The following is an 11,756-nucleotide window of genomic DNA, read 5'->3' on the forward strand; positions in this document are numbered from 1 at the left end:
TCGGCATCAGCGTGACGCCCGCGCGCGAGGCCGGCTGCTGCGGCGCGACCGAATACCACCTGAACGCGCAGGACGCGGGCCTCGCGCGCGCGCGCCGCAACATCGACGCGTGGTGGCCCGCGATCGAGGCCGGCGCCGAGGCGATCGTGCTGACGGCGAGCGGCTGCGGCGCGTTCGTAAAGGAATACGGCGATCTGCTGCGCCGGGACCCCGCGTATGCGGACAAGGCGCGCCGCGTGAGCGCGCTCGCACGCGACCTCGCCGAAGTGATCGCGGCCGAGCCGCTCGACGCTCTTTCTGCACTCGCAGCGTCCGGCGCGCCGCGCGTCGCGTTCCACTGCCCGTGCACGCTGCAGCATGCGCAGCGGCTCGGCGGTGCGGTCGAAAGCATCCTGACGCGGCTCGGCTTCGATCTGACGAGTGTCGCCGACGCACACCTGTGCTGCGGCTCGGCCGGCACCTATGCGCTGACGCAGCCCGAACTCGCGACGAAGCTGCGCGACAACAAGCTCGACGCGCTCGAAGCCGCGCGGCCGGACCTGATTGTCACGGCCAACATCGGCTGCCAGACTCATCTGAATGGCGCGGGCCGCACGCCCGTGCGTCACTGGATCGAGCTCGTCGACACGCCCCGCGTCAACTGACCGGGAAGCGCGGCAAGCCCCGGACTTCAGGCCGGGGAAGGATAGCGCGGACGCCGCAGGCGTCCTTGACAGCGCGTAAATGGTGGGTGATACGCTCAGCCCATGCAACGTATCCAGGCCTTCAAATTCGAACTGATGCCGACTGGCGAACAGACGCGCGACATGCGCCGCTTCGCTGGATCGTGCCGCTTCGTGTTCAACAAGGCACTGGCGTTGCAGAAGGCGCGCTACGAGCAGGGCGAGAAGAAGCTGGGCTATGCGGGGCTGTGCAAGCAACTCACCGGGTGGCGCAATGGCATGGAAACGCCGTGGCTCAAAGAGGCGCCGACGCATCCGCTGCAACAATCGCTGAAGGATTTGGAACGGGCCTACAGCAATTTCTTCGCCAAGCGGGCCAACTTCCCGCGCTTCAAGAGGAAGGGCCAGTCAGACAGCTTCCGCTATCCCGACCCGAAACAGATCAAGCTCGATCAGGCCAACAGCCGAATCTTCCTGCCCAAGCTCGGCTGGCAGCGTTACCGCAATAGCCGCCTCGTGCTCGGCGACGTCCGCAGCGCGACCGTATCGCTGCGCGCGGGCAAGTGGTCCGTCAGCATGCTCACCGCGCGCGAAGTCGAGCTTCCCGTTCCAAGCGGCCCGGCGGTCGGTATCGACGTGGGCGTTGCACGCTTCGCGACCCTGAGCGACGGCACGTTCGTCGCGCCGCTCGCCAGCTTCAGGCAACACGAGCAGCGGCTCGCGAAGTATCAGCGGCGCATGGCGCGTAAGGTCAAAGGCTCGGCGAACTGGAAAAAGGCAAAGGCCAGAATCCAGCGTATCCACGCACGCATCGCAAACGCACGCTCGGACTTCCTGCACAAGGCATCGAACACGATCAGCAAAAACCACGCAATGATCGCCGTCGAGGATTTGCAGGTGCGCAACATGGTGAAGTCGGCCCGCGGCACGGTCGAGGCGCCTGGGCGTCATGTCCGCGCCAAGTCGGGACTCAATAAGTCCATCCTCGACCAGGGATGGGGCGAGTTCCGTCGGCAGCTGGAGTACAAGACGGTGTGGCGCGGCGGGTACTTCGTCGCGGTTGCGCCGCAGAACACGAGCCGCACGTGCCCCTGTTGCGGGCATAGCTCGGCCGACAACCGCAAGACGCAAGCGCGGTTCGCCTGCGTGAAGTGCAGCCACGAGGCGAATGCCGACCACGTCGGCGCGCTCAATGTTTTAGCGGCGGGACACGCCGTTTTAGCCTGTGGAGAGAAGGTGCAGTCGGGCCGCTCGAAGAAACAGGAACCCGCTGAAGTGACTCAGGCCATCCTGGCCTGAGCACCGTAAGAATCCTCGTCCTTTAGGGCGAGGTGGATGTCAACCACTGAATCCGGAGAACCCGCCATGCAGACCCGACCCGTACTCGACCGCGCCGACGCCGAGCGCATGCTCGCCGCCGCCCGCGCGGAAGCCGAACGCCACGGCTGGGCCGTGACGATCGCCGTCGTCGACGACGGCGGCCACCCGCTCGCGCTCTTGCGGCTCGACGGCGCATCGCCCGCGAGCGCGTACGTCGCGCAGGAAAAGGCGCGCGCCGCCGCACTCGGCCGGCGCGAAACGAAAGTGTATGAGGATATGATCAACGGTGGCCGCACCGCCTTCCTGAGTGCGCCGCTGTCGGGCTTGCTCGAAGGCGGCGTGCCCGTGACGGTCGGCGGCCAGATTGCGGGCGCGATCGGCGTGTCTGGCGTAAAGTCCGAACAGGATGCGCAGATCGCCCGCGCCGGCATACAAAGCGTCGCGGCGTGATCCGCGCGCGCCCCATTTTTCCCCGGGAGGATTCACGATGATCGACCATGACGGACTGCAAGTCGCGCCAGCGCTGAGCCAGTTCATCGAAAACGAAGCGTTGCCGGGCACCGGCATCGACAAGGCAACGTTCTGGCGCGGCTTCTCTGCGCTGGTGCACGACCTCGCGCCGCGCAACCGCGAACTGCTCGCGGAACGCGACCGCCTGCAACAGGAACTCGACGCGTGGCACCGTGCGCACCCCGGCCCGGTGCGCGACCTGCCCGCGTACCGCGCGTTCCTCGAACAGATCGGCTATCTGGTGCCCGCACCCGCGAACGTCGCGGCCGCCACCGCGAACGTCGACAGCGAGATCGCCGAGCAAGCCGGCCCGCAGCTCGTCGTGCCGCTGTCGAATCCGCGCTACGCGCTGAACGCGGCGAACGCGCGCTGGGGCAGCCTGTACGACGCGCTGTACGGCACCGACGCACTGCCCGAAGACCACGGCGCCGAACGCACGACCACCTACAACCCGACGCGCGGCCAGCGCGTAATCGACTATGCGCGCGACGTGCTCGACAACGCGGCGCCACTCGCGCGCGGCTCGCACCGCGACGCGCTGCGCTACCGCGTGCAGGACGGCCAGCTCGCCGTCGAAACGAACGCCGGCGTCACCACGCTCGCGCAGCCCGCGCAGTTCGCGGGCTACCAGGGCCCGGCCGACACGCCGTCGGCGATCCTGCTGAAGCACAACGGCCTGCACGTCGAGATCCAGATCGACGCGTCGACGCCGATCGGCCGCGCCGATCTCGCGAACGTGAAGGACGTCGTGCTCGAAGCGGCAGTCAGCACGATCATCGACTGCGAGGATTCGGTCGCCGCCGTCGATGCGGAAGACAAGGTGCAGCTCTATCGCAACTGGCTCGGCCTGATGGAGGGCACGCTCGTCGAGGAAGTCGCGAAGGGTGGCAAGACCTTCACGCGCCGCCTGAACGCCGACCGCGACTACACGACGCCCGCCGGCGGCACGCTGTCGCTGCACGGCCGCTCGCTGCTGTTCGTGCGCAACGTCGGCCACCTGATGACGAACGGCGCGGTGCTCGACCGCGACGGCAACGAAGTGCCGGAAGGCATCCTCGACGGCGTCGTCACGACGCTGTGCTCGCTGCACGACCTGAAGGCGAAGCGCAACTCGCGCACGGGCTCGATCTACATCGTGAAGCCGAAGATGCACGGCCCGGCCGAAGTCGCGTTCTCCGACACGCTGTTCGCGCGCATCGAGGATCTGTACGGGCTGCCGCGCAACACGCTGAAGATGGGCATCATGGACGAGGAGCGCCGCACCAGCGTGAACCTTGCCGCGTGCATCGCCGCAGCGGCTACGCGCGTCGCGTTCATCAATACCGGCTTCCTCGACCGCACCGGCGACGAGATGCACTCGTCGATGGAAGCGGGCCCGATGATCCGCAAGGGCGACATGAAATCGTCCGCGTGGATCACCGCGTACGAGCGCAACAACGTGCTCGCCGGCCTCGCGGCCGGCCTGCGCGGCCGCGCGCAGATCGGCAAGGGCATGTGGGCGATGCCGGACCTGATGCACGCGATGCTCGAGCAGAAGATCGCGCATCCGCGCGCGGGCGCGAACACCGCGTGGGTGCCGTCGCCGACCGCCGCGACGCTGCATGCGCTGCACTATCATCTCGTCGACGTGCAGGCCGTCCAGCAGGAACTCGAGAAGATCGCATACGCGAGCGAGCGCGACACGCTGCTCGAAGGGCTGCTGACGATCCCGGTCGTCGAGCGTGCCGAATGGAGCGAAGACGAGATCCTGCACGAAGTCGAGAACAATGCGCAGGGCATCCTCGGCTACGTCGTGCGCTGGGTCGAACAGGGCGTCGGCTGCTCGAAGGTGCCCGACATCAACAACGTCGGCCTGATGGAAGACCGCGCGACGCTGCGCATCTCGAGCCAGCACATCGCGAACTGGCTGCGTCACGGCGTGATCACTGAAGACTTCGTGCTCGGCGTGTTCAAGCGGATGGCGCGCGTCGTCGACCAGCAGAACGCCGGCGACGCGAACTACCGGCCAATGGCGCCCGACTTCGATTCGTCGTACGCGTTCAAGGCCGCGTGCTCACTCGCGCTGCAGGGCACCGCGCAGCCGAGCGGCTATACCGAGCCGCTGCTGCATCAGTTCCGGCTCGCGTTCAAGCAGCACCAGCGCGCAGGCTGAGTGTCGCATGCGGGTTCGCGCCCGCATGGGTTCCCGCCGAAACGGGCGGCCATCATGGCCGCCCGTTTTCATCTGCCCGTTCATCTGCCCGTCCATCTGCCCGTCCTGTCGGTCGACGGATCCCGATAACCGACGCAGTCCGAACGATGCGGCTTCACCTCGGGTCAATCCCTGATTCGTCACGTCGAACGACGGTTCGACTCGATCGTCCGGCACGCCGGACGATCGACGCCGCATGCTCGAAAACCCTTACCGGGCAAGGCTCAAGCCCGCATTCGAGCCCGTTGGAATCAAGCGTAATTTGATTCACGCCGACGATTCTCAACATTTATCGCGCGCACAAACGCGCGCGCTATACTGCGTCCGATACCGCTGAGGAATCGGATTCCGGTGGATGCCGACAGCGAAAGCGCGATTGGCATCCACGCAAGCCTCCGACTATCCGCGGATTATTTCTCCAACATCGGGGGGACACACATCAGGATGGCTGCGGCACCCGCCCGGGGCCTGCCCGTCATCCGGCATCAACGGCCGTACCGGATCGCCGCCAATATCGTCATACGAACAATCGCATCGGCCCGAGGCGCCCGTCGTGCGCCGCGGCGATGCCCACCGATCTTCGGAACATGGCAGAAACCGACTACGCGGTGCCCAGCGAGCCCGGCCTGATACGCCGCGCTGCCGCTCAGCTGCGCCGGCTGTTCGCGCCGCACCTGATCTTCTATTCGGGGCTGGGGATCGCGCTGATCCTGTTGCTGCTGTGCGGCACCCTGCTCTACGAAGGCCGGATCGACGCGCGCGAGCGCGCGCGCACCACGTTGCAGAACCTCGCGCTGATGGCCGCCTGGGACATCGAGCGCAACATCGAGATCTATTCGCTGTCGCTGCAGGCCGTCGTCGACGGCGTGAACCAGCCCGAAGTCATGCGCCTGCCGATGTCGCTGCGCCGCCAGGTGCTGTTTGACCGCTCGACGACCGCCCGCTATCTCGGCGGCATCTATGTGATGGACGCCAACGGCAACATCGCGGTCGACGGCGCGAGCGACGTGCCGCGCGCCGGCAATTTCAGCGACGCACGGTACTTCACCGTGCACCGCGACCGGCCGGACGTCGGCCTGTACGTCAGCGATCCTTACCGTTCGAGGTTGCGCAACGGCTCGCCGAGCGTCGCGCTCAGCCGACGCATCTCGCAACCGAACGGCTCGTTCGGCGGCGTCGCCGTGATGGCGATCCGGCTCGAATATTTCCAGGACCTGTTCGCGCGCCTCGCCCTCGGCAAGCACGGCTCGATCTCGCTGATCGCGACGGATGGCCTGATGCTGATGCGCCAGCCGTTCGACCCGAAGATCATCGGCCGCGACATCAGCAAGGCGAGCACGTTCAAGCGCTTCATGACCGCGAACGACGGCAGCTTCACCGATACCGCGTCGATCGACGGCGTGCGGCGCCTGTACGTGTTCCGGCACCTGAACAACCTGCCGCTGATCATCATGGTCGCCGAGGCCGAATCGGACATCTACGCGGCCTGGTACAACCGCGCGATCCCGGTCGGCTCGGCGATGGCGGCCCTCGCGCTCGGCTTCGTCGCGCTGTCGCTGCTGCTCGACGTGCAGTTGCGCAAGCGCCATCGCGCGGAGGCCGAACTGCAGGCGCTCGCGCGCACCGACGGCCTCACGGGCCTCGACAACCGCCGCATGCTCGACGACACGCTCGAGCGCGAATGGCGCCGTGCCGCACGCTCGCAGCATGTGCTGTCACTGCTGTTCATCGACGTCGACCACTTCAAGCGCTACAACGACACGCAAGGCCACCAGGCGGGCGACGATGCACTCGCGGCGGTCGGTCGCTGCATCGCCGGCTGCCTGCGCCGGCCGGCCGATTACGCGGCGCGCTACGGCGGCGAGGAATTCGTCGTGATCCTGCCCGACGTCGGCGCGGAAGGCGCGGTGGCGATTGCCGAGACGATTCGCGTGAGCATCCAGGATCTCGGGATCAGGCATGCGGCGAGCGACTTCGGCCGGCTGACCGCGAGCGTCGGCGTGACTACCTGCTTCCCCGAATGGGACGGCGGCGTCCAGGCCGCGCTGAAGCGTGCCGACGATGCGCTGTACTGCGCGAAGGCGGGCGGCCGCAACAAGGTGGTCGTGCAGAGCGCCACGCATCTCGAACGCCGGCGCGCGTGACGGCGGGCGCGCCGTGCCGGCCCGACCGGCGCGCGCCCCCGTAAAATCGCCGACAATACCGGCTCGTTGCGCGGCCGTACCGCGTCCGGCACGGCCGGCCGGCCCGCCGACGCACCGACGCAACGACCGGCATCCGCCGCGCGGCCGGCCCCTATCGTCATGAAACTCAAGGCAAAGATCTTCCTTCTGGCCATCGTGCCGTTTCTCCTCGCGATCGCCGGCATCGGCTTCGGCGTGCGCCAGCAGGCGACGGCACTCGCGCGCACGCAGCACGCGACGATCCAGGCCGCGTACCTGTCGAGCAAGGAAGTCGAGCTCAGGCATTACGTCGACCTCGCGACGAGCTCGATCATGCCGCTCTACGAAGCGAGCGGCCGCAACGCGCGCGACGACGCGCTGCTGCGCATGCAGGCGCTCGCGATGCTGCAGAAAATGGACTTCGGCCCCGACGGCTACTTCTTCGTGTATGACCTGCACGGCAATTCGCTGATGCATCCGCGCGAGCCCGAGCGGGTCGGCCACAATTTCTGGTCGATGCGCGATTCGCAGGGCAGCCTGACGATCCAGCAGCTGATCAGCGCCGCGTCGCACGGCGGCGGCTACGTGCGCTATATCTGGCAGCGTCCGTCGACGGGGCGTCCGGCGCCGAAGCTCGGTTACGTGGTCGCGCTCGAGCACTGGGGCTGGATGGTCGGCACCGGCATCTATCTCGACGACGTCGACAACGCGCTGCAGCGCATCGATGCGCGCGCGTCCGCGAACATCGAGCGCACGATGAGCTGGCTCACCGCGATCGCGCTGGCGGGCGCCGCCGCAATCGCCGTCTGCGCGCTGGTGCTGAACGTCAGCGAATCGCGCAGCGCGGACGCGAAGCTCAAGCAGCTCGCGCAGCGCGTGGTCGAATCGCAGGAACAGGAGCGCGCGCGGCTGTCGCGCGAGCTGCACGACGGCATCAGCCAGATGATGGTGTCCGCGAAGCTGATGCTCGAATCGGCGCTCGCGCGCTTCGAGCGCGGCACCGCGCGCATGCCGGCGGCCGAGCAGGCGCTCGCGTCCGGCGTCGTGCGGCTCGGCGACACGCTGCGCGAAGTGCGGCGCATCTCGCATGCGCTGCGTCCCGCGATGCTCGACGATCTCGGCCTTGCAGCCGCGCTCGAGCAGCTCGTTCGCGAACTCGGCGCGGAAAGCGGCATCGACATCGGCTACACACAAGTCGCGCACAGCGGCACGCGGCCGCTGCCCGCCGCCGTCAACACCGCACTGTTCCGGATCGCGCAGGAAGCGCTCAGCAACATCGTGCATCACGCGCACGCGTCGCGCGCCGCCGTCACGCTCGACCTCGGCGCGCACGCGGTCACGCTGACCATCGCCGACAACGGCTGCGGCTTCGACGCCGAACGCTCGCAGGCCGACGCGCGCGGCGGCATCGGCCTGCGCAACATGCGCGAACGCCTCGACGCGCTCGGCGGCACGCTGTCGATCACGTCGCAGGTCGGCCACACCGTGGTGGCCGCGCGCGTGCCGCTGACGTCCGCGGCCTGACCTCACGCGCCGCCCACGATTCCCAGGAGATCCTTCGCCCATGCGCGCCACCGAAAACGACAACAACAACGACCACGCCAACCCGCCAGCCGCCGAACCCGTCGCCCGCCTGCTGCTCGTCGACGACCATCCGCTCGTGCGCGACGGCCTGCGGATGCGGCTCGAAGCCGCCGACCTGTCCATCGTCGGCGAGGCCGGCAACGCCGACGAGGCGCTCACGCTCGCGGAGACGCTCGAGCCCGATCTCGCGCTGATGGACGTCGGCATGAACGGGATGAACGGCATCGCGCTCGCCGGCGTATTCCACGAACGCCATCCGGGCATCCGCGTGCTGATGCTGTCGATGCACGACAACGTCGAATACGTGACGCAGGCAGTGCGGGCGGGCGCGAGCGGCTATCTGCTGAAGGATTCGCCGGCGAGCGAGATCGTCCGCGCGATCGGCGCGGTGCTCGCGGGCCACACGTTCTTCAGCGAGGGGCTCGCCGCGCGGATGATCCACGCGCACGCGGCGGCGTCGCCGCTCGATCGGCTGACGCCGCGCGAACGCGACATCCTCGACACGCTCGCGCAAGGCCTGTCGAGCAAGCAGATCGCGCAGCAGACGGGGCTGTCGGTGCGCACGGTCGAGACGCACCGGCTCAACCTGAAGCGCAAGCTCGACATCGAAGGCCAGGCCGAGCTGATCAAGTTCGCGGTCGAGCATCGGCGGCGGTGAGCGCGCGGCAGCGCATGTGCAACATGCATGTGCAATCAGTACGCAACAAGCACGAAACAAGCGCGCAATAAAAAGGGCGCCTGACTGAGTCAGGCGCCCTTCGTGCATCGGAACCGCGTTGCCGCTCAGTTCGTCCGTGCGTTGTGCTTCTGCAGGAAGGCGATCAGCCCGTCGACGCCGCCCGACGCGAGCTGGCTCTTGAACTGGCCCTGGTAGACCTGGATCAGCCACGCGCCCGACATGTCGATGTCGTAGATCTTCCAGTCGTTGCCGACCTTGCCGAGCCGGTAGCCCACCGACTGGCTGTCGCCCGGCGTCGTCACCGTCGACTGCACGAGCGCATCGGTGCCCGACGCGCTGCCCGCCTTGAACGAGAACTTCGCGTCCTGGCTGCCGAGCTGCGCGAGCGACGCGGCATAGGTGCGCGTCATCAGCAGCTTGAATTGCTTGTACAGCTCCTGCTGCTGTTGCGGCGTCGCCTGCTTCCACGCGTCGCCGACCGCGATGCGGGTCGTGCGCTCGAAGTTCGTCGCCGGCAGGAAGCGCTGCTCGACGACCTGCGTGACCTTCGCCATGTCGCCGCCACGGGCGGCCGGATCCGCCTTCATCGCAGTGACGGTGCCCTCGACTGCATTACGGACGATGTCGACCGGCGCGCTTTGCGCGAACGCGGAAATCGACACGGTGGCGGCAGCGAGGAAAGCAAACAGATGACGTTTCATACGGATATCGCACTCGGTAAGGAAAGACGTCCGGCGCGGCAGGCCGCCCGGTCGACGCAAGTATAGCGGGCCTGACGCGCGGCTGCCGCGCGGTGACCGACTGTTACCTTTCACGCCGGATTGTCACAAGGGCGCCGAACGCCTGGACGATTCATGTAAGCACCCCCTTACATTTGACCCCGTTGCCCGGCCGAGCCTGCCACAACGGCCGCCGGCCCCGATTCCCCCGCTGCGGGACAAATCTCCTTCCGGTCCCGAAAAGCCCGAACGTCACGACTCACGCCACGTTGCGCCGGTATACTTGGCTACTTTGCCTTTTCGAGCCACACCCCACCGCCACATGGTGACTTCTCTCATCATTCGACTCGTTGCGTGGTCGGTCCGACGCCCGATCTGGGTCGTCGCGCTGTCGCTGATCATTGCCGCCGTGAGCGGCGTCTACGTTGCCGGCCACTTCAGGATCAACACGGACATCAGCAAGCTCGTCGACGCCGAACCGCAATGGGCCGCGCTCGGCCAAGCGACCGACCGCGCCTTCCCGCAACGCAACGGCACGATCCTCGCGGTCGTCGAAGCCCCGGCCCCCGAATTCGCGACGGCCGCCGCACACGCGCTGACGGCCGCGCTGCAGAAACAGGCCGATGCCGGCCGCCTCGGCCAGGTCGCCGAGCCGGGCGGCGGGCCGTTCTTCGAGCACAACGGGCTGCTGTTCCTGTCGCCGCAGGAAGTTGCGGATACGACGTCGCAGCTCGCGAGCGCGCGCCCGCTCGTCAACGAGCTCGCGAAGAACCCGAGCCTGACCGGGCTCGCGACCACGCTGTCGACGACGCTCGGCCAGCCGCTCCTGACCGGCCAGGTCAAGCTGCCGGGGATGGCCAAGCTGCTCGCGCGCAGCGCCGCGACGGTCGACGACGTGCTGGCCGGCAAGCCCGCCGCGTTCTCGTGGCGCGCGCTCGTCGACAGCGACGCGGCGCACCAGCCGGCGCGCGCGTTCGTCACCGTGCAGCCGCTCGTCAACTACGGCGCGCTGAAGGCGGGCGCCGCCGCGAGCCAGACGATCCGGGAAACCGCGCGCACGCTCGATCTCGAGAAACGCTTCGGCGCGGTCGTGCGGCTGACCGGCGAGCAGCCGCTCGCCGACGACGAATTCGCATCGGTGCAGGACGGCGCGGCGCTCAACGGCGTGCTCACGCTGCTCGCGGTGCTCGTCATCCTGTGGCTTGCGCTGCGCTCGAAGCGGATGATCGGCTCGGTGATCGTCACGCTGTTCGTCGGCCTTGCCGTCACCGCCGCGCTCGGCCTGTTGATGGTCGGCTCGCTGAACATGATCTCGGTCGCGTTCATGGTGCTGTTCGTCGGCCTCGGCGTCGATTTCTCGATCCAGTACGGCGTGAAGTACCGCGAGGAGCGCTTCCGCGACCCGCGCATCGATCACGCGCTGATCGGCGCCGCGCACTCGATGGGCCTGCCGCTCGCGCTCGCGACCGCGGCGGTCGCGGCGAGCTTCTTCTCGTTCATCCCGACCGCGTATCGCGGCGTGTCCGAACTCGGCCTGATCGCCGGCGTCGGCATGTTCGTCGCGCTGCTGACCACGCTCACGCTGCTGCCCGCGCTGCTGCGCCTGTTCGCGCCGCCGGGCGAATCGAAGACGCCGGGCTTCCCGGCGCTCGCGCCGGTCGACGATTTTCTCGACCGGCACCGCAAGCCGATCCTGATCGGCACGCTCGCGGTCGTGATCGGCGGGCTGCCGCTGCTCGCGTTCCTGCGCTTCGACTTCAACCCGCTGCACCTGAAGGACCCGCACAGCGAATCGATGGCGACGCTGCTCGCGCTGAAGGATTCGCCGGAGGCATCGGTGAACGACGTCACGCTGCTCGCGCCGTCGCTTGCCGCGGCCGACGCGGCCGCGAAGCGCGTCGGCGCGCTGCCCGAAGTCGGCCGCACGAC

9 protein-coding genes are annotated in these 11,756 nt (G+C 67.9%); 8 read left to right on the forward strand and 1 reads right to left on the reverse strand.

Annotated elements, in window-relative coordinates:
- From glcF to G3N94_RS35865, 7 genes are all read left to right on the forward strand, one after another.
- Positions 1-644 (forward strand): glycolate oxidase subunit GlcF (glcF, locus tag G3N94_RS35835; protein ID WP_205798862.1); only part of this gene is annotated, 644 nt, incomplete at its 5' end.
- 102 nt (positions 645-746) lie between these two features.
- Positions 747-1,961, forward strand: coding sequence for an RNA-guided endonuclease TnpB family protein (locus G3N94_RS35840; protein ID WP_205798864.1), 1,215 nt, complete (start codon positions 747-749; stop codon positions 1,959-1,961).
- 66 nt (positions 1,962-2,027) lie between these two features.
- On the forward strand, positions 2,028-2,432 hold the full coding sequence (locus G3N94_RS35845; protein ID WP_205798866.1) for a heme-binding protein: 405 nt from the start codon (positions 2,028-2,030) through the stop codon (positions 2,430-2,432).
- 37 nt (positions 2,433-2,469) lie between these two features.
- Positions 2,470-4,644 (forward strand): malate synthase G, encoded by a 2,175-nt coding sequence (locus tag G3N94_RS35850; RefSeq protein ID WP_205798868.1) that lies wholly within the window; start codon positions 2,470-2,472, stop codon positions 4,642-4,644.
- Between the two features lie 626 nt (positions 4,645-5,270).
- Complete coding sequence (locus G3N94_RS35855; protein WP_205798877.1) at positions 5,271-6,827, forward strand: sensor domain-containing diguanylate cyclase; 1,557 nt, start codon at positions 5,271-5,273, stop codon at positions 6,825-6,827.
- Positions 6,828-6,986: 159 nt separating this feature from the next.
- Positions 6,987-8,369, forward strand: a complete 1,383-nt coding sequence (locus tag G3N94_RS35860) for a cache domain-containing protein (protein WP_205798879.1) — start codon at positions 6,987-6,989, stop codon at positions 8,367-8,369.
- Positions 8,370-8,481: 112 nt separating this feature from the next.
- Positions 8,482-9,087, forward strand: a complete 606-nt coding sequence (locus G3N94_RS35865) for a response regulator transcription factor (RefSeq protein ID WP_205798885.1) — start codon at positions 8,482-8,484, stop codon at positions 9,085-9,087.
- Between the two features lie 125 nt (positions 9,088-9,212).
- On the opposite strand, the gene G3N94_RS35870 is transcribed toward G3N94_RS35865, so the two are convergent.
- Complete coding sequence (locus G3N94_RS35870; RefSeq protein ID WP_205798881.1) at positions 9,213-9,809, reverse strand: ABC transporter substrate-binding protein; 597 nt, start codon at positions 9,807-9,809, stop codon at positions 9,213-9,215.
- Positions 9,810-10,149: 340 nt separating this feature from the next.
- Between G3N94_RS35870 and G3N94_RS35875 the strand changes: the two genes are divergently transcribed.
- The coding region (locus G3N94_RS35875; RefSeq protein ID WP_205798883.1) for an MMPL family transporter at positions 10,150-11,756 on the forward strand (1,607 nt) is incomplete at its 3' end.

This window comes from Burkholderia sp. Ac-20353 (genome assembly GCF_017104785.1).
In the GTDB taxonomy this organism is placed as follows: Bacteria; Pseudomonadota; Gammaproteobacteria; order Burkholderiales; family Burkholderiaceae; genus Burkholderia.